Source organism: Actinacidiphila sp. DG2A-62, from assembly GCF_035825295.1.
Lineage (GTDB): Bacteria > Actinomycetota > Actinomycetes > Streptomycetales > Streptomycetaceae > Actinacidiphila.
The window spans coordinates 47,589-70,480 of sequence record NZ_JAYMGI010000002.1; the positions used below are offsets into that span (position 1 = coordinate 47,589).

Genomic DNA, 22,892 nt, shown 5'->3' on the forward strand with positions numbered 1-22,892 from the left:
CCCGACCGTGAGATCGGACGGCTGTCCAACCCAGCACGCCCGCCCGCTCCCGCCCGACGGACGCGGCGCACCCGGCTCCGGCCACCGCTCCGGATCGGGCCGGCGATGGCCGGCGCGGCCCGCCCGGCAAGTCTTCCGACGAGGCCGTCCGCCTCCCGCGCCCGCGGCGGGTCAGCCGATGCTTTGGTTGCGCCCGGTCGGTCCGACGTAGTGACGGGACAGACCCGCCTCGTGCTGCCGCCGGGACTGCGTCATCCGGTGCGCCTCGGGAAAGTCGTAGCGCTTCATCCGGTCCCGCTCCGACACCGCGGCACGCATCCGCCGCACCAGCCACTTCCATGCCGACGTCACGGCAACTCCCCTCAGCCGTCGTACCCCGCGCCGGATCACCGCCGGCCGGGCCCGCCTTCGAAGCGCGTGACCGCTTCGTACCCGACCCGGCGGGCGTCACACGGGAGTTGAGCGAAACGTGAGCATGCTCCGCGCACAGGCGGCTGTCCCGCAACGATCGGGACGCAGCTGGTCAGGGAAGACGATCCCGTCCAGCGCGCGGGGGCCGCGTTCACACCTCGGGGCAGGCGGCGGCAGTGCGCTTCGCCCGACCCGCTGACCTGCTCGGGCCCTGCGCCACGTCGTCAGGAGCGGTCGGGCATTCCCGGGTGCGCAGCGTTCTCCCGGATGGCGTGCAGTCCGGTCAGGGGGCCGTCGACCTGCATCAGCCGGCCCATCGTCAGGGGCCCGAGGTCGACGGGCGCGAAGCCGAACTCCTCGACCGCGGCGCGGAACCGGGCCTTCGCGTCCACGTCGTCACCGGCGTGGAAGAGGATGCGGCGGCCTGCGGGGGTGACCGGGTCGGCCGCGATGACCGGCCCGAAGAGGTTGTCGAAAGCCTTGATCACGTGGGCGTCCGGAAGGAGGGAGGCGACGAGTTCGCTGCCGCCGACGGCCAGGACGTCGGGGACGGCGGCCGGCGGCGGGTCCGCCCACTGGTTGGTCGCGTCGATCAGGATCCGCCCCGGCCGCGGCGGCAGCGCCGCCAGGGCCTCGCGCACACGGCGCCACGTCACGGCCAGGACGACGAAGTCGGCTTCGCCCGCCTCGGCGACGGTGCCGGCGGTGGCGCCGGCGCCGAGTTCGCCGACCAGCTCGGTCAGGGTGCCGGGTCCCCGGCTGTTGCTGAAGACGACTTCGTGGCCCGCCTTCAGCGGATGGCCGGCGATGGCCCGGGACAGCGTCCCGGCCCCGATCATGCCGAACCTCATGTCAGTACGCCTCCGGCAGGAGAACGCCGGCGGCCGTCGCCGGGGTGGGGAAGGTGGCCTCGGGCAGCTCCGGCTCGCCGACGCGGCGCGGTTTGCGGGGGTTCGGCATCGCTGTTCCTCGCATGGATGGGTTTCCCGGAAACGGAGGTCGGGCGGTCGCTCGGCGGAGCCGTCGCCTCCCACACTTGGTTAACGTGTTAACCAAACGCTATCCCGCCACTTGTTAACATGTCAACCAAGTGGGTAGGGTCCTGGCATGACCGAGGTGCGGTGGCTCGACGAGCGGGAACAACGGGCCTGGCGGAGCCTGGTGGCGATGCAGGAAGGACTGACCGAGTTCATCGACCGGCAACTGCGCCACCGATGCGGACTGTCCAACGCCGACTACCAGGTGCTGGCCCACCTGTCGGAGGCAGCGGGCCCGCTGCGGCCGTACGAACTCGGCAGGCTGCTGCGCTGGGAGAAGAGCCGCCTGTCCCAGCACCTGACGCGGATGGAGAAGCGCCACCTGGTACGCCGTGAGAGCTGCGCCGCCGATCAGCGCGGCTCGGTGATCGCCCTCACGGCCGAAGGCAGGAAACTGATCGAAGCGGCAGCCCCCCGGCACGTCGCGGACATCCGGGAGGTGGTCATCGACCCCCTCACCCCGGACGAACTGGAGGCGCTCACCGCCATCAGCGCCAAGGTCCGCGAGCGGCTGGCGGCGCAGGACCGGCGCGGCTGAAGGGATCTGCGGAAGGGCTGGAGGGGTCCGCGCGAGGGGCGTCCGGTTCTCCGTGCCGCCCGTCCCACATCCGCTCGGGCGCCCCACCGGGATCGTCGGCGCGGCCGCGTGGTCGTGGTCAGCCGCCGTCCCGGGACCGCGGGGCGACGACCTGCTCGATACGGCCGGTCTTCACGTCGTAGCGGTAGCCGGAGACTTTGATCCGTCCCGACACGGTCGGCTCGTCGATGATCGCCCGTACGTCGACCGGCACCGTCGTCGCCGGGTCGACGACCGCGGTCCGGCGGATCTCCTCGTCGTCGAAGCCGAGTTCCACGAAGCCCTTGCGCAGCGCCGGGTCGGCCATCAACGCCGAACCGCAGTCCGTGTGGTGGACGACCGCGATCTCGAACCACTCCGCGTCCGGGGTCATGGTCTCGTGCAGGTAGCTGATCCAGGCCAGGTCGTCCAGGAAGGACCGGTTCGCCCGGCCGCCGACCGTGCGGGCGACGATGGCGTCACCGAGGTCGAGCCCCATGGTGGCCGCCGGGTCCACCCGGGGGTCGATGCAGGTCAGGACGTAGACCTGCTTGTTCGGGATGAACGGGATGGCCGGCACCTTGTCCTTGGCGTCGGTCATGGCGAATCGTGCGTTGTTGTCCAGCAGTTTCGTGACGTTGTTCATGATCCGATCCTGCTCGCCCGGCCCGGGTCCGGCCACGGGCAGGACGGCCAGGCGGCGTAAAACTCCCGCCACTACGACGCGCCGAGCGGTTTCCCCGCCGGGCGCAGCTTCCTCCGGTAGGCGGTCGGGGTCGTCCCCAGCTGGCGGGCCATGTGCAGGCGCAGGTTGGCCGCGGTGCCCAGTCCGGTGCGCTCGGCGATGTCCTCGACGGGCAGCACGGTCGACTCCAGAAGCCGCTGCGCTTCGAGCAGCCGTTGGGCCGCCAGCCACCGCATCGGGGTCATGGCCGTCCGGGCGCGGAACTTCCGCGCGAAGCTGCGTTCCGGCATTCCCGCGTGCCTGGCCATCTGGGCCACGGTCAAGGGCCGGTGCTCCTCGCCGACCATCCACCCGAAGGTCGCGGACAGACCGTCGTCGTCACTGACCTGGCTCGCGAACTGCGCCTGCCCGCCGGGCCGGTGCGCCGCGACGACCATGTGACGGGCGACCCGGGAGGCGGCCGCCGCGCCGTGATCCTGCCGGATCATGTGCAGGCACAGATCGATCCCGGCGGACAAGCCGGCGCTGGTCAGCAGCTGGCCGTTGTCGACGTAGAGAACGTCCGGGTTCAGGCGGATCGCGGGGAACCGGCGCCGGAACTCGGCGGCCTCCCGCCAGTGGGTGGTGGCGGCGCGGCCGTCGAGCAGTCCCGTGGCGGCCAGGGCGAACGCGCCGACGCACACCGAGGCGATCCGCGCGCCCCGGGCGTGCGCTTCCCGCAGGGCGTCGAGCACGTGCCGCGGCGGATCGGTGAGCGGCCGGAACCCGGGCACGACGATCGTGTCGGCCCGCTCCAGCGCCTCCAGCCCCGATGCGACGTCGACGGCGAACGGCGACTGGGTCGCCACCCGTCCCGGATGCGGCGTGCAGACCTCGAACCGGTAGAGGTGCGACTGCTCCTGGTGCCCGAAGGCCTGAGCGGCGATGGCGAGGTCGAAGGTGATCACCCCGGGAAGCACGAGCGCGACGACGCGGTGCACCGGCCCGCCGACCGAGGTGACGTGGCGTCCACCCGTCGGCGACGGGGCGGGGTGTGGCGATCCCATGAACCCGATTGTCCCACGCCGGCCCGGGGCAGGACGGCCCGGCCAGGCGCCCGCCGCACCCGTCGGCGCCGCCGACCGGCCCGGCGCACCCCGCTCGACCGGAACCCGCTCCGCACCGGATCGGACGTTCCACGACCACCCGCCTCCGGGCGGTCGTCCCGGGGGTCACTTCGCCGCGGCGGCCGGCTCCGCGGTCCTCGCGGCGGCCGCCTCGGCCTCCTCGGCGCGCCTGGCCCGATCGGCGGCCCGCAGGGCGGGTGGCAGGGTCGCCGCGATCGCCGCCAGCGCTGCCAGGCCGAGCACCCACAAGGCGCCCCGGACGCCGAAGTGGTCGCCGAGCACGCCGCCGCCGAGTGATCCGGCCAGCCCGGCCAGCGCCGCGCACACCTGCATCGCCGACATCGCCCGGCCCAGCACCTCTTCGGACATCCCGGACACCAGTACGGAGCTGACCGCCACGTTCGCGATCGCCCCGAAGAACACCGGCGTCCCGATTCCGAGCGCCGCGCAGGCTGCCGCCAGCGGCAGCGGCCCCGCGGCCAGCGGCAGCAGCAGGCTGCACAGCATCGCGGCGCTGAAGGCGCCCAGCATCACCCGCCGCGCGTCCCGCCCCGGCGCCAGCGCCCTCCCGGCGACCGTGGAACCCGCCAGCCCCATCAACCCGGACAGTGCGAACACCGAACCGTAGGCGGCCGTCGGCAGGTGCACGGTGCGCAGCAGGAACGGGCCGGTCAGCGTGGTCACACCGGCCAGCGCCGCGACCGGCACCACGATGAAGACCCCCAGCGCCCGCCGGAAGGCGTCGCCTCTGAAGGCGTTCAACCCGGCCGCCGCCCCTCGCGCCATCTGGACCACCGACGGCGCCGGTCCCCGCTCCACCCGGTCCGGTGAGCGCATCGCCAGCAGCGCGGCCGCGCTCACCAGGTAGCTGGCCACGTCCACGGTCAGCGCCGTGCCGGCGCCCAGCACCGCGATGGCGGGTCCCGACAGAAGCCGCCCGGCCAGCGCGGCACCGTACGTGCCGGCCTGGAGCCGGGCGCGGGCGGCGCCGATGCCCTCGGTGCCCACGAGCTGGCGCAGGTGCAGGAAGTACACCGAGGCCGACAGGGTGGACCCGCCGCTCATCACCACGCAGAGCGCGACCAGCCAGAGCACCGACACCGCGTGCAGGAACAGCGTCAGCGCGACCGTCGCGGCGGCCAGCGCGGACAGCAGGTCCAGCAGTATCAGCGCGCGGCGCGGACGGCTGATCCGGTCCGCGAGGGCGCCCAGGGGGAAGCCGAGCAGCAGGACGGGGGCGGTCGCGGCGGCGCCGATCAGGCCGATCTCGCCGGGCGACGCCTTCAGCGTGACGACGGCCACCACGGGCAGCGCGATGGTGGTGAAGACCGAGCCGAACGCGGACGTGGTCTGTCCGGTCCAGTAGAGGTTGAGGTCACGGCGGCGGGCGACGCCTGGGGAGGCAGCGGCCGCGGCCGGGTCGGCGGTGGTTTCCGTACGGGCCATGCGAACACCTCACGGGGCCACGGTGGCGGGAGCGGCGAGCGCGTCGGCGGTGAAGAGCGCATCGGGACGCGGGTCGAGCAGCTGGGCGAGGAACAGCAGCACGCCGGACGAGCCGCTCCACAGATCGGCGCTGAACCGCATCAGCTGGTCGCCGAGGAAGCGGGTGCCGGTCGGGTGCGGCACCGCGAACTTGAACAGTCCGCGTGCCACCCTGACGGCGTCACGGCGACTGTCCTCGTCACCGGTCAGCTCCGCGTGCCCGGCCAGTGCGAAGCCCAGTCCCGCCAGGCCCTGGTGCAGTCCCGGCATCACGGTGAACGTGGTGCGCAGCGGGCTGAGCAGCCGGGGCAGCGCGGCGGCGAGCCGCTCGTCGTCCACCACCCGCAGCTGGCGGGTGACGGCGTGCACCATTCCCGCCGAGCCTGCGAAGAGGTAGGGAAGGCTGCGCGGGTCGGCCGCCGACAGCGGGAAGGTGAGCCCCGGGCCCTGGGGGTCGATGGCCCGGTCGAGTTCGGCGTGCAGCAGCCGGGTGCCGCGGGCCAGCAGTGCCGCGTCGCCCGTCACGGCGGCCAGTTGCTGCAGCATCAGGGCGACGCCGGTGCGCCCGTGCAACAGGCCGGTGGCGTCGTCGGAGCCCAGCCGGGCCGTCAGCTCGCCGTCCTGGGGCAGGGCGGCGGCCAGCTCGGCAGCCCGGTCGACGTGGTGTTCGTCGCGGGTGCGTCCGTACAGCGCCAGGTGCGCCATGGCGATCCCGGCCGTGCCGCCGAACAGCGTCGCGGACGCGCCCCGGGCCGTGAGCGGGTGCCGGTCGGCGGCGTCCATAAGGTCGCCGGCCTCGGTCAGGCGGCCGTGGTCGGCGAGCACCAGCGCGATCCCGGCCGATCCCGAGTACAGGCCCGGGGGGAGCGTGCCGACTGCGGCGAGCGCGTCGGCGCTCAGTCGGTCGAGCAGTCCGGCGGGCAGCTCCCGGCCGGCCCTCCCCAAGGCGTGCACGACGCCCGCGGTGCCGTAGGCCAGGCACAGGACGTTGGTCTGGTATCCCTCGGGGATGGTGGGGAACACCCGGTCCGGGTGGTCGAGCCTGGCCATCGCCAGCAGCGCGTCGCCGGTGCGGTCCCGCAGCTCCGCCAGGTGTCGCAGGGGGTCGGCGGCGACCTCCTCCGGAGAGGGCAGGACCGCGGTCTCGTGTGACGGCGGCGCGGCAGTCTTCTGCGACGACGGCTCGGCGGCGTCCCCCGCCGGCGCCGTCCACGGGTGGAAGCGCGTCGCGCGAGCCCACAACCGCGCCGGGACCGGCGCGTGTTCGGTCAGTTCGGCGTGCAGGTGCGCCAGTGCGGCGCGGTTGCGCCTGACGACCTGGTGGAAGGGGCCGAGCAGCAGCAGGGCAAGCGCGGCCAGGCCGTAGTCGTCGTGTATGCGCAGGTCGTCGCCGACCAACTCGGGCGGGGCGACGTAGCCGGGCGTGCCGATCAGGCGGAACGGGCCTGCGCCCAGCCGATGTGCCGCCTCGAAGTCGATCAGCCGGGCCCGGCCGTCGTCGGTGACCATGACGTTGCCGGGGCTGACGTCCACGAAGACGTACCCGAGCGTGTGCAGGCGGTCGAGTGCGTGCTCGATGTCGTCCAGGAGCGTGAGGCAGCGCGCGTAGTAGTCGTCGTGCTCCTGGCGGGTGCGGCCGACGCCGAGCATCGGGTGGTTGCCGGCCATCCAGGCGTTGAGGGGCTTGCCGTCGATGAACTCCGTGACCATGTAGTCGTGTTCCCACTCGCGGAAGTAGGCGAGCGGCTCCGGGGCCAGGCCGGGGGCCACGTCGTGCATCGCTCGCAGGTTCTCCCACTCCGCGCGCAGTTGCTCGGGCGCGGTGGAGTCGGCCTCGCCCACCCCGCAGTGCGCCCGCGCCTCCTTGATGAACACCTCGCGGCCGGTGGCTTCCTCGCGTCCGCGGTAGGTGCCGCCGGCGTTGGAGAAGCGTATCGACCGGTCGAAGGCGAAGCCCTGGAAGCTGACGGACCGCTTGGCGGGCGGGGGCGCCTGCCGCGTCCCCGGTGCGGGGGCCCTGCGTACCGGCGCCGGTCGGAAGGGGTCGGTCACCCCCTCCGGCAGGTGGAAGGCGACACCGCGGCGGTCCTCCACGTAACGGTCGGCGCTGGTGCGCACCAGCGGGGTGCGGGTGCCGTCGGCGTTGAGCCGGTCGTGGGGGGCGAAGGCTCCGTAGCGGTAGTGGACGGTGCGCGAGTCGCGGTAGCGCCGGTCGGTGAGGATGTACGGGCCCTCCTCGCCGGCGAGCGCGTGGCGCAGCTCCTCCATCAGCTCGCGGGCCGCCTCGGCGCTCGTCGGGTAGGCGGCGATGAACTTGCCGCTCTGCGGGCGGGCCGCCTGCTTGTGGTGGGTCCACCAGTAGAACAGATGGGACGACAGGTGCTTGAAGGCGGTCTCCCGGCGGAAGCAGATTTCGGAGACGGTGTCGAGCACCGCCTGCTGGCGCCCCGGCCGGGCCGAGACGTGGACCTTCCAGCCCTCGCCGACCCCGCGCAGCAGACCTTCGCGGTACCACATGCTCCAGACGCCGGAGGCCGCGAGCTTCCAGCCGTCGGGCACGTTCGGCGGCGCGTAGACCTGCCCGCGGTCCCGGGCCTCCTCCAACGGGGCGTAGTACTCGCTGTCCGCAACGGCGTACCGCAGGGGGAGGTTCATCGGCATTCTCCAAAGCGGGTGCGTACGGTGGGCGGCGGCCGCGGGACCTCCTGGGCGGGCACGGCCGGCGACGGCCCGCGGGAAGCAGCGAGCCGGTGGCCGCGCCGACATGGGCGCGCCACCGGCTCACGGGGATCAGGCGCAGGCGGCCAGGCTGACCGAGCTGCCGTCGGCGAGGCCGGGGCCCTCGACGAAGCCGTCCTGACCCTCGAGCTCCTGCAGCGACAGCGCGGACTCACCGTGCGCCTCGACCTCAGGCTGCTCGGTCTCCTCGGGGGTGGGCTCGATGGCGTCGGCCATGGTCGTCTCCTTCTCGTCCGTTGGTGCAACCAGCTGAGCTGTTGTGTGAACGTTAGGACGAGGCGGTTCAGAACCGGTCCAGCCTCGGTACAGAGCCGGTATCCCCGCAGGTGCGAGGCGTGATGGCCGCACCGTCCCGATCCCGCGGGACGACGTCGGACTCCCCGGCCCGCGGGTGCCGACCGGCGGTGCTTCCCGTCAGTCGGTGAGGAAGGCCCGGTAGACGGTGCTGACCGTCCGGTTGCCGCCGGTGTCGGTGACCCGGGCGCTGAGGGAGATCTCGGTGGCGGCCTTCTGCGCGGACAGGTCCGCCGTCCAGCCCGCGGCGGTGCGGGTGACGTGCAGCGGCTGCCAGGTGCGTCCGCCGTCGGGGGAGGCGAACACCTCGACCGTCTTCACCGTCGCGGGCCACAGGGGCACGCCGGCGCGGGTGCTGGTCCGGTCGAGCACCAGCGGGATCGTCGTGGCGCGGCCGCTGGGGGCGCGGTTGAACCGGTCGAGCCCCGCGGGCACGAAGCGGGTCAGGAACGCGGGCGCCACGGCGTTCGACGCGGGACCGGCGTGGAAGGAGAAGGCCGCGTCGGTGGCCGTGGACATCATCCCGGCGGGCTGCTGGACACCGTCGACGAATCGGGAGGCGTGCACCTTGAGGGTGTACGCGGCCGAGGTGGTGACGGGCGCGGTGAAGGTGGTCGGGCCCGGCACGGAGGGGGACGTGCCCAGGCCGCTACGGCTCGCCACCGCCTTGCCGTCGCGGTAGAGCGTCGCGGAGGCGTCGATGGTGCCGTCGCGGCCGGAGAGCAGCGGATCGGCGATCATGCCCGAGGTGTCGAAGCCGATCGTGCCGCCCTGCACCCACGGCAGGTAGCGGACGGGGCCCCAGGCCGCTCGGCCGAACTCCAGCGCGGTGGTGCCGCCGGCGGTGACCGTCGCTGTGGTGCTCCAGTGGTCGTACCCGGTGTCGTGCACGAACTCCCATGCGCCCGCGGTGGTCCGCGTGGTGCGTTGGTAGGGGGAACTCCACCGCCGTTCGGCGGCGCGTTGAGGTTCCGTTCGCACCCGGCGCCCTGCGGGCGCGGGGCGATGGAGGCGTACTCCTCGTTCTGCGCGGACGGGCCGGGGAGGATGTCGGTGGTCACGGCGCCGGTCGAGGCCGGCGGCACGGTGATCGGGTCACCGGTGAGGGGGACCGTTCCGGCGGCGGAGTAGGCGCCTGCCGAGGACACGCCGTTGGCGAGGTAGCCGAGCTCCAGGCGCGGGTCGGCGTCGGGGATGACGAAGACCCGTCCCCGTTCGGCGTTGCTCATGGCGAAGTCGTCGGTGTTCCTGCCGTCGACGCAGACGCGGGCGGCGAGGGCCTGGCCGGACTCGGTGCCGGAGTCGTCGGAGTCGGTGGCGATGTCCAGCTCACGGCCCTGGCGGGCGTCGATGGTGACCGAAGTGGCGGCCCCACCGCTGACGGTGACGATGTGTCCGCCGAGTGTGACGACGGTGGGGTCGCCTTCGAGGGCGGCTGTGAGCAGCGCGTACTGACCGGTCGGCAGGGTGGCCGGCCTTTCCGCTGGTCAGCTGCCGGGCCGCGGCGCCCGGTGCGCCCAGCGGGACGGCGCTCACCGTGTCGGCGACCTCCGCGCCGTCCCGGTCGAGCATGGTGACCGCGAGCGAGCCGGTGGCCGCCGTGCTCGTCCCGCTGCTCGCCGCGACCGGACCGGCGGCGCCGATGATCACCGCGGGCACAGCCACGGTCAGCGCTGCCGCGACCGCGCCGGCACGCCCTCCTCGGATGTCCCGGCCCGCGTTCCTTCTTGAGATGCCCCTCACAAGAACCCTCCCCCTTCGGCGGTTTCGTGCCCGTTCAGACCGGTGAACCGCCACCAGGGTTGCCCTGCGAGACCGGACGGACACGATCCGCTCACCCTCCGAGGGCGCGCGGATCACCGCGCCGGTCGGGCGGTGAAGGCGCCGGCGGGGAGGCCGCCGGCGTTCGGAGCCTTCACCCGCGGCCGGGTAGGTCGGCCTGCGAGCCCCGTCGCGCGGCGCGGCGGAGGGGGTTCAAAGCGCCTTCGCCATGACCACTTCCCTGCGCACACCGTCCGGCAGCAGGTCGCCCCGCTCGCCGGTGTCCGCGAAGCCGTGGCGTTCGTAGAGCGCGGCGGCCGCACGGTTGTCCGGCATCACCGACAGCCGCAGGACCGTGGCGCCGCGCTGCGCGGCCCACCGCGTGATCTCCGCGATCAGCAGGTCGCCCACGCCGCGGCCCCGGGCCGCCGGGCTGACCCACATCGAGATCAGCTCGGCCGCGTCCGGCTGCTCGCCCGGTACCCCGCCGGCCATCCCGACCGGCCCGTCCGGGCCTGCGGCGACGACGTTGTGCGACCCGGGAATCGCCAGCCGGTTCCTCCAGCGCTCCTCACGGTCGCCGTCCCCCTGCCACTGGGCCAGCGTCGAACCGAACGCGTACGGCGCCTCCGCCAGCGCGGCCAGTCGCAGGTCACGCCAGACCGGCCAGTCGTCCGGTCCGAGGAATCTCAATTCGATCATGCGGGGACGATGCTCCGCGCCCGGCGCCGGCCGCAAGCGGGTTTCGGAGCAGGCGCGGCGGCCCCGCGGCGGGGGGCGGCGCCGGATCAGCCGGGAGCGGACCGGAGCCGGCCGGACCGGACCGCGGCCACCAGCGCCCGGTGGTCCTCGGCGTTCCGGTCGGCGTAGCGCTCGGCGAACTCCGCCAGCGCCCGGTCGAAGACGTCGCCGGACCCGAGGTAGGCGGCGATGGCGATGCGGTCGCCGGAGCGGGCGTGCGCGCGTGCCAGGGTGGCGCCGCACAGTTCGCCGAAGGCGCGCAGGCCGGCCGGCTCCATCGTCCCCGGCTCGGCGATGCCCTTGCCGTCGCGCAACTGCCGCACGTAGAAGTCACGCCGGCGCCCGTCGATCCCGTCGGCGCGCTCCCAGCCGAGGAAGATGTCGCTGGTGGCCTGCATCAGCCGCTGACCGGCCACCACGCGCTCCCCCTGGGCGCGGAAGTCCGGGCGCGGGCCCGGCGCGAACCGCTGCGCGCGATCGGCCGCGACCGTGTCCAGGCGGGACGCGAGCACCGACTCGCCTGCCTCCTTGGCCTGCAGCAGCAGCGGATCGCCGTCGTCGCGGCCGAGCAGCAGCACCACCCAGCACCGCGTCCCGACGCTGCCGACGCCCACCACCTTCCGCGCCATGTCGGCCACGCGGTACTGCTCCAGCAGGTGCCGGCGGTCCGAGGGCAGGGTGCGGGCGTAGCGGGTGAGCAGACGGCGCAAACGGCCTTCGAGGCGGCCGCACTCGGCGTCGGACAGCAGATCGCGCAGCGGGACGAGCAAGGGCGGGTCGGAAATGATCCGCCGCTCGCCGCCGACGACGCCGGTGAGCTTGTCGAACGCCTGGAGGTTGTCCCGGGTGCGCGCCTTCGCCACGGCCCTGTCCCAGCCGCGCCGGGCCCGGCCACCCGCTTCGGGGGCGAACCGGCGGCGTACCCACTCCTCGTCGAACCCCGCGTACCAGACCGGCAGGTGACCCATCCCGGCGTACCGGCGCATCTGCTCCCGGTAGGCGCGCGCGGCGGACCGCACGATCAGCGAGCGCTCCCTGCCGGAGAAGGCGTTGGCCCTGGCGGCGATGGCCAGGCTGGCGCACAGCCGCTTGACGTCCCATTTCCAGGGGCCGGGGTGGGTCTCGTCGAAGTCGTTGATGTCGAACATCATCCGGCGCTCCGGGGAGGACAGCAGCCGGAAGTTCAGCAGGTGGGCGTCGCCGCACAGCTGGGCGGTGACGCCGGTGACGGGCGCGGTGCGCAGGTCCATGGCCATCAGCGCGGCCGCGCCGCGGTAGAAGCGGAAGGGGGACTCGGTCATCCGGCCGTAGCGGATCGGGACCAGCTCGGGCAGCCGGGTCGCGGACTGCGCCTCGACGACGTCGACGGGGTCGGGGCGGCCGGCCGGCGGGTCGAAGTCCGCGTGCGCCGAACGCGGGACCCGCCGCCGCGCCGCCTTCCCCGCCTCGGCCCGCTCCGAGGCGGAGCGCCGCGGCGGGGCGGCGGCGCGCGGGCGCGCGGCGGTCATCGCAGTTCGCTGCCCCGTCGGTAGGGGCCGGCGCACAGCGCCCAGATGATGAACGCGTCCATCGCGATGAGGGTGAGCGCCCACAGCGGGTAGTGCGGCAGCCACATGAAGTTCGCGACCATCGACACTCCCGCGAGGACGACGCCGACCACCCGGGCCCACAGCGCGCCCCGGAACAGCGACAGGCCGGCGAGCACCACGAGGATGCCGAGGATCAGGTGGGTCCAGCCCCAGCCGGTCAGGTCGAAGGTGTACGCGTAGTTGCGGGTGGTGACGAAGACGTCGTCCTTGGCGATGGCCGACGCGCCCTCGAAGATCGCCATCGCCCCGCTGAAGATCATCAGTACGGCGGCGAAAGCCGTCCAGCCGGGCACCCAGTCCACTTCCCCGCGGCCACGGCCGCGGCCTCGACCCTGTACGTCGTCGTCGTGCACATGCGCAGTCGTCATGAGCGCAACCTCCCAGCACACGGCCCTCACCAGTCAGGGCCAGTCAGGTAGCTTTTATGTCGGTTTTCACCCTTTTCATACCCACCTCCGGCGCTCTCATACGAACACCCGCTCGCCACTTCCGCCCGCGGCCCCGCCCCACCGCCCACCTCCGGCGCCCACCTCCACCGCTCATCCCTGCCGCGGCGTCCGACGACCGCGCCGAACGCGGGCGGACCTGCTCAGCCGGTGTGCGCCGCCAGCGCGTCGATGATCCGCGGCCACAGCCGGCGCGGACGGTCGTGGCCCATGTCGGGGACCAGCAGGAGCTCGGCCCCGGGCACCAGCTCCGCGGTGCGGATCCCTCCGCTGGGGTCGATCAGTGTGTCGTCCAATCCGTGGATCACCAGCGTCGGCACCCGCAACCCGCGCAGTCCGTCCGCACGCGAACCGCTGAGGACCATCGCGCCGAGCTGTCGCGCGATGCCCGCGGGGTAGTACGCGCGGTCGTACTGCGCGGCGGCCGACTCGCGCAACGCCTCGGCGTCCGCGTACCGCCTGGAGGCCCACACCAGTTCCCTCTCCGCCGCCGCGACATACCCCTCGCGGTCCGCCGGCCTCGGGCCGAACAGCACCGCCTGCGCCTCCGGGCTGGGCTGCCCGTACTCCCTCTCGCCGGTCGAGGACATCATCGACGTCAGCGTCAGCACCCGCTCCGGGAAGGACAGGGCCATCGTCTGCGCGATCATCCCGCCCATCGAGGCCCCGACCACGTGGGCGCGCTCCACCCTCAGCGCGGTGAGCAGGCCCAGGCCGTCCTCGGCCATGTCGAGAAGCCGGTAGGGAACCATCGCGCGGGCGGCGGGGATGTCGCCCGAACTCACCGCGGCGATGAACGTCCCCATGTCCACGGGGTGGGCGTCGAACGTGGTGGACAGCCCGCAGTCGCGGTTGTCGTAGCGGATGACGTACCGGCCGCGGTCGGCCAGCGCCCGGCAGAAGTCCTCGTGCCAGGCCAGCATCTGCGCCCCGAACCCCATCACGAGCAGGACGGGCGGGTCCCCCGGGTCGCCGAAGGTCTCGTAGGCGAGGGAGATTCCGGTGGACACGTCGACGATCGGCATGGGCGGAGCCTGCCACGGCCGGGCACCGGGCGCACCCGGATATCGCCGGTGGCCTGCGGGTCCGGCTGCGTCCGCCGGCGTCCGCGTACGCGTGCGATTGAGCCAACTGCGCGCCGCTCGTGACGAGTTGTTGACTCCGTACCCATGGTCCGGCCCGACCGGGGCAGCAGACCGGAGGAGGAGGGAGGTCTGTCATGGACGCGCAACCGGCGGTGAGCCGTACGCCGTGGTGGGCCCGGGTCGTCATCGGGGTGGTCGTCCTGGGGCTGTTGTTCTTCCTGCTCGGGCGGGCGGACCTGTTGCCCGGTCTGCCCAACCCGTTCGCCGAGACCGACAAGGACCGCAGCGGTCCCGTGGTGCTCAAGTCGATTCAGGACATGAACAGGTTCGAGGGTGCGAGCGGCAACTTCGAGGTGGTCGTCGACCTGCAGAAGGACGCGAAGTTCCTGCCCGACGTCGTCAAGGGGAAGCGGACGCTGTACGTGGGCGCGGGGAGCGTCGACGCCTATGTGGACCTGGGCTCGGTGGGTCCGGGGGCCGTCAAGGTCTCCGACGACCGGAGGACCGCGTCGATCCGCCTTCCGCACGCGGCCCTGGAACGCACCTCCCTGGACCCGAAGCACTCGTACGTGGTCTCGCAGCAGCGCGGGTTCTTCGACCGGGTCGGCGACTTCTTCGGCAGCAACCCCGGGAACATGCAGCAGCTCAACGAACTGGCCGCGCAGAAGATCCAGAACGCCGCCGAGCAGACCGAGCTGGCCGCCCGCGCCGAGACCAACACCCGTTCGATGCTGCAGCGCATGCTCACCACGCTCGGCTTCACCAGGGTCGACGTGGCGTTCGGACCGCCGCCCACGGCGTCCCCGACGCCCTCGCCGCACGCGTCGTCGCCGCACGCGTCGTCGCCTTCAGCCTCGCCGACGCCGTCGCGCTGAGCGGCGGGAGCACGATGCCGCGGACATGACCGAGGAGGTGCACGGTGGACGGCGTGCGGTGGGGTTGGCTCGTGGCGGGCGTCGCCGTGCTCGCGCTCGTCACGGCGGTGCTCGCGGTACGCCTGCTGGTGAAGCTGGTGCGCGCCAGGCGGCTGCTGAGGGCCGCCGGCGTGCCGTTGTCGACCAAGGCGATGTTCTGGGGGTCGATCGCGTACACGGTCTGGCCGGTCGACCTGCTGCCCGATCCCGTCTACCTGGACGACCTCGGCTTCCTGCTGCTCGCGCTGCGGTCGGTGCACGCCGCGCTCGCCCGGGCCCGCGCCGGGGACGGTGACGCCGGCGCCGACGGCACCCGCTGACCGCGGTCCCGGGTTTCGTCCTCGCTCTTCGGCTCCCGCACCGGCATGCTGCCTGCGGACGGCCGGGCATTTCCGTGTGCCGGGCGTGCGGCCGGGGGCCGCCTGGCCCGGGGACGCGCGCGGACGCAGCGAAGGTGAGCAGATATGACGCAGGTCACGGTTGTGGGGATCGGACGGATGGGGGCGCCCATCTGCGCCTGCCTGGTCCGCGCCGGTCACCAGGTCACGGCGTCCGACGCGGACCCGGCCAGGCAGGCGGCCGCGCGCGCCGCGGGGGCGGCCTGGGAACCGTCCGCGGCGGTCGCCGCCGCGCGGTGCGAGGTGCTCGTCACCGTGCTGCCGGGTCCCGCCGAGGTGAGTGCGGTGATGGGCCCCGCCGTGGTGGCCGCGCTGCCTCCCGGCGCGACGTGGATCGACATGACGAGCACCTCGCCGCAAGCCGCCGCCGAGGTCCGCGGCCGGCTCGCCGGCAGGCCGCTGGAGGCGTTCGAGGCGCCCATCGGCGGCAGTCCGCGGGATGCCGCCGCGGCCGGGTTGCGGCTGTTCGTCGGCGGGGACGCGGAGCTGATCGCCCGCCACCGGCCGCTGCTCGAGGCCGTGGCCGATCCGGCGAAGATCGTGCACACCGGGGGTCCCGGTACCGGCTACGCCCTCAAACTCCTCGTCAACGCCCTGTGGTTCGGGCAGGCCGTCGCCACCGCCGAGGCCCTCCTGCTGGGCCGCCGCGCGGGCGTCGACCTCGCCCTGATGCGCGAGGTCCTGGCGGACAGCGCGGCCGGCAGCGCCTTCGTCCGCCACGACCTCGACGCCCTGTTCGCCGGCGACTACCTGGAGTCCTTCGGACTCGACCACATCTGCGAGCAGCTGTCCCTGGTCGCGTCGATGGCCGACGCCCACGGCACGCCCCACGAGGTGGCCGACTCCGTCCGCCGCCTGTACGCGCGGGCCCTGGACCGCTACGGGCCGGCGGACGGCGAGCTCCTGGCCGTCAAGCTCCTGGAGGAACGCGCGGGCCTGCGCCTGCGCCCCTGAGCCGCCGGCGTTCCTCACCGCGCGGCCGGTGCGCCGAACCCGCCGAAGGTTTTTGGGTTGCTTTCCCGTTTCGCGGTCAGGCGTGGGAGTGGAACGGATGAGTCCGGATCAACCCGAGCAACAGCGGAGGGATTGCTGATGTCGCAGATCGAGGAGTCCATCGAGGTCGACGCTCCGGTGCGCGCCGTCTACGACCAGTGGACGCAGTTCGAGGACTTCCCGCAGTTCATGGACGGCGTCGAGCGGATCGAGCAGCGCGGTCCGACGCTGACCCACTGGGTGACGTCGGTGCACGGCGTGGGGCGGGAGTTCGACGCGGAGGTCACCGAGCAGGTGCCGGACGAGCGGGTGGCCTGGACGACGGTGGACGGCGAGGTCCGGCAGGCCGGCGTGGTCACCTTCCACCGGCTGGACGACGCTCATACCAAGGTCATGCTGCAGCTGGACCACGACCCGCGGGGCATCGCCGACACCGTCGGCGACAAGCTCGGCTTCGTCCGCCGCCAGGCCAAGGGCGACCTGGAGCGGTTCAAGAGCTTCATCGAGGGGCGCAACGGCAGCACCACCGGCGCCTGGCGCGGCCGGGTCTGACCTAACCGCACGACCTGCCGGTGCGCCGCCCGTCCTGTCCTGGACGGGCGGCGCACCGGCGCTTCCCGCAGCCGGTCGGCCCGCGGCCGGTCGGCCCGCAGCCGGTCGGCGCGCGGCCGGCCGGCGCGCACCGGTGGCAGGCGTCGACACCGTCGGCGTCCCGCTGCGGCGCGGTTGCGGGGCGCCGGGGGCGGCGTGGGAGAGACTGCGAGCAGGACCGGGCCCGCCCTGGGCGGTGGTGCGGGGGCGCGCGGGCGGCTCGGGCGGACGGATGTGTGGACGGAAGATCGGCCGATGCCCGGCAGCCGGGCCCGGGGCCGCGGGAGAGTGTGTGGCGGTTCTCTGCGTGTTCTTCGCGCTGCTCGGCGCCGGCAGCAACGCCGCCGGCACGGTGCTGCAACGCAAGGCGGCGCTGCGCGTGCCCGACCAGGACGCGATGCGGTTGCGGCTGCTGCGGGACATGGTGCGGCAACCGGTGTGGCTGCTGGGAATCTGCGGGGTGGCGGGAGCCGCGCTGTTCCAGGCGCTGGCGCTGGTGGCCGGGCCCCTCGCGCTCGCCCAGCCGGTGTTCGTGCTCGAACTGCCGCTGGCGCTGCTGATCGCGCTGCCGGTCCTGCACCGCACCCTGCCGGCCGGCGGGTGGGCGGCGGTGGCGTGCATGGTGGCCGGGCTGGTGCTGGGCCTGGCCGCTGCCGCGCCCGGCGGGGGCACCAGCCAGGCGCCGCTGTCCCGCTGGGTCCCGGCGCTCGTGCTGGGCCTGGGCGTCATGGGACTCGCAGCGGCGGCCGCCCTGCACCGGCGGACCGGCCCGCGCAAGGCCGCGCTGCTCGGCGTCGCCGCGGCGACCGGCAACGCGCTCACCGCGGCGTTGATGAAGTCCGCCGCCGACACCTTCTCCGACCGCGGCTTCACCGCGTTCCTCGGGGCGTGGCAGACCTACGCGTTCGCCCTGTGCGGGTGCGCCGCGGTCTTCCTGCTGGAGAACTCGCTGCAGGCCGGGCCGGTCACCGCCTCCCAGCCCGCGCTGACCCTGGGCGACGCGGCCATCAGCCTCGCCCTCGGTGTGACGGTGTACCGCGAGCACGTGCGCCTGGGCGGGTGGATCCTGCCCGAGCTCGCCGGCGTCGCCATGGTCGCGGCGGGGACGGTCTACCTTGCCCGGGCGACACCGCTCACCCGGGAACTCAGTTCTCCCTGACGCCGAACTCCGCCCCGGCTCCTGGCCGCCTGGTGGCGGGCTCCGGTGCGCAGGGGCGGCTCCGCGCCCGCCGGGGCCGGGTCGCGGTGGGCGCGCGGTGTCCGGGAGGATGGCGGGGTGCCGTTCACTCTGAGCCATCCCGCCGCCGTGCTGCCGTTCCTGTCCGAGGGGCGGGCCCGGGGGCGGTTGGCAGGGTCGGCGCTGGTCGCCGGGTCGCTGGCGCCCGATGTGCCGTTCTTCACCGACTCGCTGGTGCACGGGACGTTCGCCTTCGGAGAGGTGACGCACCGTTGGTGGGCCGTGCCGACCGTCGACGTGGTGATCGCGGCGGCTCTGGTGGTCTCCTGGCACGGGCTGCTGCGCGAACCCCTGGTGGCGCTGCTGCCCGGACGGTGGGCGGACGCCGCGGAGGAGCTGACCGCTCCCCGCGGGCGGGCCCGCGACGCCGCGGGCGCCGGCTGGTTCGCGCTGTCGGCCGCGCTCGGCGCGGCGACCCACGTGGCCTGGGACGCCTTCACCCATGGCGGCCGGCTGGGTGTCAGGCTGCTGCCGGTCCTGGCCCGGACCGTCCACGGGAGGCCGGTGTACTGGCTGCTGCAGTGCGGGTTCTCCGTGCTGGGGCTCGGCGTGCTGGCCTGGGCGGTTCCGCGGGTCCTGCGGCGCGCGCGGCCGGAGCGCGGTCCCGGCCCGCGCCGCGGTCTGCGGCTGCCGCGCCGCACCCGGGCGTCGGTGACGGCCCTGGCGGGGGCTGCCGCGCTCGCCGGCGCCGGGCAGCGCCTGACCCGGTGGGACGCCGGGCCGCTGCGGGACGCCTCGGTGTTCGACCTCGTCCCGACGGTCGCCTTCGGTGCGGGCGCGGGGGTGGCGGCGGCGCTGGTCTGCTACGCCGCCGCCGTGCGTCTGCCGGCGCTCCGACGGTTCGCCGCCGGCGGCGCCTGACGCCGCCAGCGCCCTCTTGGCGAGACCGGGTGGAAGCCAGTGGTCCCGGCCCGTGGTGGGGCCTGCTCGCGCGCGGCAGGATGGGCCGCATGGATCAGGGGGTGGCGGCGGTCCTGGCCGCGGGTGTGGCGGGGGCGGCGGGGGCCGCCGGGGCGGTGGCGGGAAGCTGGGCCGCAAGCCGGGCCGCACGCCGCCAGGCGGTTCACGAACAGGCCCTGCGTGCCAGGAGCGCCGCCGTCGAGGCGATCGACGTGGCCTGCAACTCCTTCCACGTCAAGGGCTACGCCGCGATACAGGCCGTCCTCGATCTGGAAGCGGCGGTCGTCGAGGGGCTGGACAGCCTTCCCCAGGACCGGCACTTCAGCGCGTCCCTGAGCGTCCCCATCGCCGCGACGTACGAGATCCGATGGGCCGACGCGGGTCTGGAGGGGCCGGCCCGGCAGTGGTGCGACGCGATTCAGAAGTTCGGCAGGGCGGTCCGTGCCCTGCGCGACTCCCCCGAGGCGATCACCGACGCCGCCTCCCCCGTCCACCGCGCCTGGAAGGACGCGTGGCTGCGGGAGCGGGAGGTTTTGCACGCACTCCAGAGGAAGGTGCAGGAAGCCAAGGAGGAGACCGCGCGGTCCGCCGTCGTGTAGCGCGTCCGGGGCTGAGCCGGCCCGAAGTCCCTTGTGGTCCGCGTGCGTTGGCCTGTCGTCAGGACGTCGCCGAGGCGCCCTCGGCGCTCGCGGTGAGTTCCGGGACGCCGCGGGCCTTGAGAATGCCTTCGACGCCGTGGAGGAAGGTGTCGGAGATCAGCTTCGGATCGAAGAGGCAGCCGGCAGCCATGGCTCCGTCGCGGAGCATGATGAAGTGGCGGCCGGCGGCCTCCGCGGTCGCCTCGCCGGTCTGTGCCAGCAGGTCGGTGACGGCGCCGAGGAACCACTGCCGGTGGGCCAGGACGGCCTGGTGGACCGGGTGCGCGGGATCGGAGTACTCGGCCGCCGCGTTGAGGAAGGCGCAGCCGCGGAACCCCGTGGACTGGATGCCGTCGGTGATGGACCTGGCCACCGCGCGGACCTGGTCGTCCGGCGACCGGCTGCTCGCCTGGGCGGCGGCGACCTGTCCCCGGATGGCCTGGTCGACCTCCGAGAGGTACGCCAGGACGAGGTCTTCCTTGCTCGCGAAGTGCCGGTACAGCGTGGCCCGGGTCACCTGCGCCTCGGCGACGATGCGGTCGATGCCGACGGAATGGATCCCCTCGGCGTAGAAGATCCGCGTCGCCGTGTTGAGCAGCCTCGTCCGCGCCTCGGAAACGGTGCCGCCTCCAGTACTCCGACTCATGGTGTCCATATTACCAAACGGTAGAACGTTCAGTCTTGAATGCGGTCGCATGCGCCCATCCGAATATACGTGCGTTCTACCCCGCGCCGGCGACCGCCGGCGCGGGGTGCCCGACCCCGGTGCTCCCCCGGCCGGCCTGCCGCCGACCGGGCGGGGTCAGTCCTGCTCGCGGGCGGCTTCCTCGATCAGCCGCGTGACGGCGCCGGGGTGGCTGACCATCACCGCGTGCGAGGAGTCGACCTCCTCGGCGTGGGCGTGGATCCGCCGGGCGAACCACCGCTCCTTCTCCGGCTCGATGGTCCTGTCGTTCGCGGCGGTCAGGTAGTAGCTGGGGATGTCGTGCCAGGCGGCCGCGGTGACCTCGGTCCGGGTCGCGCCGGCGTCGAGCGGCCGCTGTGTGACGGCCATCTCCGCGGCGGTCTGCGGATCGACGTCGGCGGCGAACCGCTCGGCGAACCGGTCCTGCCGCAGATAGACGTCGACGCTCTGGGAGCCGTCGGCGGCCACCGTCGTGACCTGCTCGGACGGCAGCGGCGGCAGCGGGTGTTCGACCGGGATGTCGGACGGTCCGGAGGCCGTCTCCCCCGTGTCGGGGGCCAGCGCCGCCAGGTACACCAGCGCCCTGACCTCGGAGTCGCCGGCCGCCGCCTCGGTGATGACCGCGCCGCCGTAGGAGTGGCCCACCAGGATGACGGGGCCGTGGACACTGCGCAGCACGTCCTTCGCTGCCGCGGTGTCGGTGGGAAGTCCGCGCAGCGGATTCGCCACCGTCCGCACCGGATATCCGTCGTGCGTCAGCCGCTTGATCACCGCGTTCCAGCTGGAGGAGTCGGCGAAGGCGCCGTGCACCAGCACCACGGTCGGCTTCGCCTCACGGCCGGCCGTCGAGGCCGCGGCGGAAGCGGTGCCTTGCGAGGCGAACGCGGGAACGGCCAGTGCGGCGCCGACCGCGAGCGCCGTCGCCGCGCCGATGGACAGCAGGCCGCTCGTACGGCGAGTCAGGCGGGTCAGACGGGTCAGACGGGTCAGACGGGTCATGGGAATCGTTACCTCTGTTCCGTAGGGGTGCTCTGCAAGTAGTTCTCGGTCCGGTGGGGCCGCCGTCCTTGGCTCGGCCGGCTGCGCGGCGGGGAGGGAGGGGACACGGCGCCTCCGCCCACCGTCGCGGGTGGGGAGGCGACGCAGGCGCGCCCGCGGCCGTCACAGGCCGTAGCCCTCCAGCAGGCGCAGCCACACCTCGCTGAGGGTGGGGAACGCCGGGACCGCGTGCCACAGCCGGTCCAGCGGGACCTCGCCGACGACCGCGATCGTGGCCGCGTGGATCAGCTCCGCGACGTCCGGACCCACCAGCGTGAAGCCGACGATCACGCCGCGGTCCTCGTCGACGACCATCCGGGCCTGTCCCCGGTATCCGTCGGCGTGCAGCGCCGCCCCGGCGACGCCTCCCAAATCCTGGTCGACGACGCGGACGCGGAGCCCGGCCGCCTCGGCCGCGGCGGCCGTCAGCCCCACCGACGCCACCTCCGGGTCGGTGAACACCACCTGCGGCACGGCCCGCTCGTCGGCGGTGGCCGCGTGCCGGCCCCACCGGCCCTGCTCGACCCGGTCGCCGGCGGCCCGCGCCACGATGGCGTCGCCCGCCGCACGCGCCTGGTACTTGCCCTGGTGCGTCAGCAGGGAGCGCCGGTTGACGTCGCCCGCCGCGTACAGCCAGTCCCCCGCCAACGGCTCGCCGTCCTCCCCCAGCACCCGCAGCGTCCCGTCCACCCGCAGCCACGAACCCGCCGTCAGGCCGACGGCGTCCAGTCCGATGTCCCGCGTGTTGGGCGTGCGGCCGATCGCGACGAGCACCTCGTCCGCCTCGATCCGCTCGCCGGAGGTGAGTGTGATGTGCACCGTGCCCCCGGCGTCGCGCGTCACCGATCCCGCCTCCGCGCCCGGGAGCACCGAGACACCGGCCTCCCGCAGCGACTCGGCGACCCGTTCCCCCGCGAACGGCTCCGCCGCGGGCAGCACGCCGTCCCGCGCCAGCATCGTGACCGACGACCCCAGCGCCGAGAACGCGGTCGCCATCTCCGAGGCGACCACGCCCCCGCCGATGATCGCGAGCCGACCGGGCGCCGCGCCGGCGGCCGCGGCCTCCCGGCTGGTCCAGGGGCCGATCTCCCGCAGGCCGGGAACGTCGGGCAGCAGGGCGGCGGTGCCCGTCGCGACGACGACCGCGTGCCGCGCGGTCAGCGTCGTCACGGTGCCGTCCTCGGCCGTCACCTCCACGACGCGCTCGGAGCTGATCCGTCCGTGCCCCCGGTGGAGCTCGACACCGACCGAGTCCAGCCGGGAGACCTGTCCCTCGTCCTTCCAGTGGGAGGCGAAGGAGTCACGCCGGGCGAGCACGGCCGGGACGTCGAGGTCCCCGGTCACCGCCTCGCGCGCTCCCGGCGCCTGCCGGGCCGCCCGGAGCGCGGCGGCGCTGCGCAGCAGCGCCTTGGTCGGCATGCACGCCCAGTAGGAGCATTCGCCGCCGACGAGGGCCCGCTCGACGATGGCGGTGCTCAGCCCGCCCCGCACCGCCCGGTCCGCCACGTTCTCACCGACCGGTCCCGCGCCGATCACGACGACGTCGTACGTGGTGCCGCTCAT

At 74.0% G+C, this 22,892-nt stretch carries 23 protein-coding genes; 8 read left to right on the forward strand and 15 right to left on the reverse strand.

The genetic code is table 11. The features are described from left to right. Positions 1-171: 171 nt before the first annotated feature. Together VSR01_RS00645 and VSR01_RS00650 are read right to left on the reverse strand one after the other, a co-directional pair. Positions 172-351: a hypothetical protein gene (locus VSR01_RS00645; protein WP_326447331.1), complete on the reverse strand. Its 180-nt coding sequence runs from the start codon at positions 349-351 to the stop codon at positions 172-174. 284 nt (positions 352-635) lie between these two features. Next, positions 636-1,262 (reverse strand): NADPH-dependent F420 reductase, encoded by a 627-nt coding sequence (locus VSR01_RS00650; RefSeq protein WP_326447332.1) that lies wholly within the window; start codon positions 1,260-1,262, stop codon positions 636-638. Between the two features lie 256 nt (positions 1,263-1,518). Here VSR01_RS00650 and VSR01_RS00655 point away from each other — a divergent pair, with 256 nt between their 5' ends. Next, complete coding sequence (locus VSR01_RS00655; RefSeq protein WP_326447333.1) at positions 1,519-1,986, forward strand: MarR family winged helix-turn-helix transcriptional regulator; 468 nt, start codon at positions 1,519-1,521, stop codon at positions 1,984-1,986. Between the two features lie 118 nt (positions 1,987-2,104). Here the strand turns inward: VSR01_RS00655 and VSR01_RS00660 are convergent, their stop codons facing one another. The 10 genes from VSR01_RS00660 to VSR01_RS00705 form a co-directional block, all read right to left on the reverse strand. Beyond that, complete coding sequence (locus VSR01_RS00660) at positions 2,105-2,650, reverse strand: carbonic anhydrase (protein ID WP_326447334.1); 546 nt, start codon at positions 2,648-2,650, stop codon at positions 2,105-2,107. Positions 2,651-2,721: 71 nt separating this feature from the next. Beyond that, entirely contained in the window at positions 2,722-3,735 is a 1,014-nt protein-coding gene (locus tag VSR01_RS00665) for a GlxA family transcriptional regulator (protein ID WP_326447335.1), read from the reverse strand. Positions 3,736-3,900: 165 nt separating this feature from the next. Beyond that, entirely contained in the window at positions 3,901-5,241 is a 1,341-nt protein-coding gene (locus VSR01_RS00670; protein ID WP_326447336.1) for an MFS transporter, read from the reverse strand. A 9-nt stretch (positions 5,242-5,250) separates the two neighbouring features. Continuing rightward, positions 5,251-7,935 carry a class III lanthionine synthetase LanKC gene (lanKC, locus tag VSR01_RS00675; protein WP_326447337.1) on the reverse strand — a complete coding sequence of 895 codons (2,685 nt, stop codon included), beginning with the start codon at positions 7,933-7,935 and terminating at the stop codon, positions 5,251-5,253. Between the two features lie 135 nt (positions 7,936-8,070). Beyond that, the gene (locus VSR01_RS00680; protein ID WP_326447338.1) at positions 8,071-8,235 is read right to left on the reverse strand and encodes a hypothetical protein; all 165 of its coding nucleotides are present in this window, start codon (positions 8,233-8,235) and stop codon (positions 8,071-8,073) included. Between the two features lie 198 nt (positions 8,236-8,433). Further along, positions 8,434-9,204 carry a hypothetical protein gene (locus VSR01_RS00685; RefSeq protein ID WP_326447339.1) on the reverse strand — a complete coding sequence of 257 codons (771 nt, stop codon included), beginning with the start codon at positions 9,202-9,204 and terminating at the stop codon, positions 8,434-8,436. Positions 9,205-10,287: 1,083 nt separating this feature from the next. Next, the gene (locus VSR01_RS00690) at positions 10,288-10,776 is read right to left on the reverse strand and encodes a GNAT family N-acetyltransferase (protein ID WP_326447340.1); all 489 of its coding nucleotides are present in this window, start codon (positions 10,774-10,776) and stop codon (positions 10,288-10,290) included. A gap of 86 nt (positions 10,777-10,862) precedes the next feature. After that, positions 10,863-12,323, reverse strand: coding sequence for a DUF2252 domain-containing protein (locus VSR01_RS00695; RefSeq protein ID WP_326447341.1), 1,461 nt, complete (start codon positions 12,321-12,323; stop codon positions 10,863-10,865). After that, positions 12,320-12,664: a DUF7144 family membrane protein gene (locus tag VSR01_RS00700; protein ID WP_326453435.1), complete on the reverse strand. Its 345-nt coding sequence runs from the start codon at positions 12,662-12,664 to the stop codon at positions 12,320-12,322. The genes VSR01_RS00695 and VSR01_RS00700 overlap by 4 nt, the downstream gene beginning before the upstream one ends. 329 nt (positions 12,665-12,993) lie before the next feature. Then, positions 12,994-13,875, reverse strand: coding sequence for an alpha/beta fold hydrolase (locus VSR01_RS00705; protein WP_326447342.1), 882 nt, complete (start codon positions 13,873-13,875; stop codon positions 12,994-12,996). Positions 13,876-14,069: 194 nt separating this feature from the next. Here VSR01_RS00705 and VSR01_RS00710 point away from each other — a divergent pair, with 194 nt between their 5' ends. The 7 genes from VSR01_RS00710 to VSR01_RS00740 all read left to right on the forward strand — a co-directional run bounded on the left by VSR01_RS00710 (position 14,070) and on the right by VSR01_RS00740 (position 19,567). Further along, on the forward strand, positions 14,070-14,810 hold the full coding sequence (locus VSR01_RS00710; protein ID WP_326447343.1) for a DUF4230 domain-containing protein: 741 nt from the start codon (positions 14,070-14,072) through the stop codon (positions 14,808-14,810). Positions 14,811-14,854: 44 nt separating this feature from the next. After that, positions 14,855-15,169, forward strand: a complete 315-nt coding sequence (locus VSR01_RS00715; protein ID WP_326447344.1) for a YkvA family protein — start codon at positions 14,855-14,857, stop codon at positions 15,167-15,169. Between the two features lie 144 nt (positions 15,170-15,313). After that, positions 15,314-16,201, forward strand: coding sequence for an NAD(P)-dependent oxidoreductase (locus VSR01_RS00720; RefSeq protein WP_326447345.1), 888 nt, complete (start codon positions 15,314-15,316; stop codon positions 16,199-16,201). Positions 16,202-16,339: 138 nt separating this feature from the next. Next, a complete protein-coding gene (locus VSR01_RS00725) occupies positions 16,340-16,792 on the forward strand; it encodes an SRPBCC family protein (RefSeq protein ID WP_326447346.1) in 453 nt (150 codons plus the stop codon). 331 nt (positions 16,793-17,123) lie between these two features. Further along, the gene (locus VSR01_RS00730) at positions 17,124-17,990 is read left to right on the forward strand and encodes a DMT family transporter (protein WP_326447347.1); all 867 of its coding nucleotides are present in this window, start codon (positions 17,124-17,126) and stop codon (positions 17,988-17,990) included. Between the two features lie 117 nt (positions 17,991-18,107). Next, a complete protein-coding gene (locus tag VSR01_RS00735; RefSeq protein WP_326447348.1) occupies positions 18,108-18,929 on the forward strand; it encodes a DUF4184 family protein in 822 nt (273 codons plus the stop codon). 89 nt (positions 18,930-19,018) lie between these two features. Then, entirely contained in the window at positions 19,019-19,567 is a 549-nt protein-coding gene (locus VSR01_RS00740) for a hypothetical protein (RefSeq protein WP_326447349.1), read from the forward strand. Positions 19,568-19,625: 58 nt separating this feature from the next. Here the strand turns inward: VSR01_RS00740 and VSR01_RS00745 are convergent, their stop codons facing one another. The 3 genes from VSR01_RS00745 to VSR01_RS00755 form a co-directional block, all read right to left on the reverse strand. Then, complete coding sequence (locus tag VSR01_RS00745) at positions 19,626-20,252, reverse strand: TetR/AcrR family transcriptional regulator (RefSeq protein WP_326447350.1); 627 nt, start codon at positions 20,250-20,252, stop codon at positions 19,626-19,628. A 156-nt stretch (positions 20,253-20,408) separates the two neighbouring features. Next, the gene (locus VSR01_RS00750) at positions 20,409-21,290 is read right to left on the reverse strand and encodes an alpha/beta fold hydrolase (protein WP_326447351.1); all 882 of its coding nucleotides are present in this window, start codon (positions 21,288-21,290) and stop codon (positions 20,409-20,411) included. 162 nt (positions 21,291-21,452) lie between these two features. Beyond that, positions 21,453-22,892 carry a dihydrolipoyl dehydrogenase family protein gene (locus VSR01_RS00755; protein ID WP_326447352.1) on the reverse strand — a complete coding sequence of 480 codons (1,440 nt, stop codon included), beginning with the start codon at positions 22,890-22,892 and terminating at the stop codon, positions 21,453-21,455.

Excerpts from the sequence above, each read along its gene's own strand:
- VSR01_RS00740 (WP_326447349.1), top strand. The coding sequence starts at position 19,019 with ATGGATCAGGGGGTGGCGGCGGTCCTGGCCGCGGGTGTGGCGGGGGCG.
- VSR01_RS00710 (WP_326447343.1), top strand. The coding sequence starts at position 14,070 with ATGGACGCGCAACCGGCGGTGAGCCGTACGCCGTGGTGGGCCCGGGTC.
- VSR01_RS00680 (WP_326447338.1), bottom strand. The coding sequence starts at position 8,235 with ATGGCCGACGCCATCGAGCCCACCCCCGAGGAGACCGAGCAGCCTGAG.
- VSR01_RS00745 (WP_326447350.1), bottom strand. The coding sequence starts at position 20,252 with ATGAGTCGGAGTACTGGAGGCGGCACCGTTTCCGAGGCGCGGACGAGG.
- VSR01_RS00750 (WP_326447351.1), bottom strand. The coding sequence starts at position 21,290 with ATGACCCGTCTGACCCGTCTGACCCGTCTGACCCGCCTGACTCGCCGT.
- VSR01_RS00695 (WP_326447341.1), bottom strand. The coding sequence starts at position 12,323 with ATGACCGCCGCGCGCCCGCGCGCCGCCGCCCCGCCGCGGCGCTCCGCC.
- VSR01_RS00660 (WP_326447334.1), bottom strand. The coding sequence starts at position 2,650 with ATGAACAACGTCACGAAACTGCTGGACAACAACGCACGATTCGCCATG.
- VSR01_RS00725 (WP_326447346.1), top strand. The coding sequence starts at position 16,340 with ATGTCGCAGATCGAGGAGTCCATCGAGGTCGACGCTCCGGTGCGCGCC.
- VSR01_RS00650 (WP_326447332.1), bottom strand. The coding sequence starts at position 1,262 with ATGAGGTTCGGCATGATCGGGGCCGGGACGCTGTCCCGGGCCATCGCC.
- VSR01_RS00665 (WP_326447335.1), bottom strand. The coding sequence starts at position 3,735 with ATGGGATCGCCACACCCCGCCCCGTCGCCGACGGGTGGACGCCACGTC.
- VSR01_RS00690 (WP_326447340.1), bottom strand. The coding sequence starts at position 10,776 with ATGATCGAATTGAGATTCCTCGGACCGGACGACTGGCCGGTCTGGCGT.
- VSR01_RS00655 (WP_326447333.1), top strand. The coding sequence starts at position 1,519 with ATGACCGAGGTGCGGTGGCTCGACGAGCGGGAACAACGGGCCTGGCGG.
- VSR01_RS00720 (WP_326447345.1), top strand. The coding sequence starts at position 15,314 with ATGACGCAGGTCACGGTTGTGGGGATCGGACGGATGGGGGCGCCCATC.
- VSR01_RS00755 (WP_326447352.1), bottom strand. The coding sequence starts at position 22,892 with ATGAGCGGCACCACGTACGACGTCGTCGTGATCGGCGCGGGACCGGTC.
- VSR01_RS00670 (WP_326447336.1), bottom strand. The coding sequence starts at position 5,241 with ATGGCCCGTACGGAAACCACCGCCGACCCGGCCGCGGCCGCTGCCTCC.
- lanKC (WP_326447337.1), bottom strand. The coding sequence starts at position 7,935 with ATGAACCTCCCCCTGCGGTACGCCGTTGCGGACAGCGAGTACTACGCC.
- VSR01_RS00705 (WP_326447342.1), bottom strand. The coding sequence starts at position 13,875 with ATGCCGATCGTCGACGTGTCCACCGGAATCTCCCTCGCCTACGAGACC.
- VSR01_RS00700 (WP_326453435.1), bottom strand. The coding sequence starts at position 12,664 with ATGATCTTCAGCGGGGCGATGGCGATCTTCGAGGGCGCGTCGGCCATC.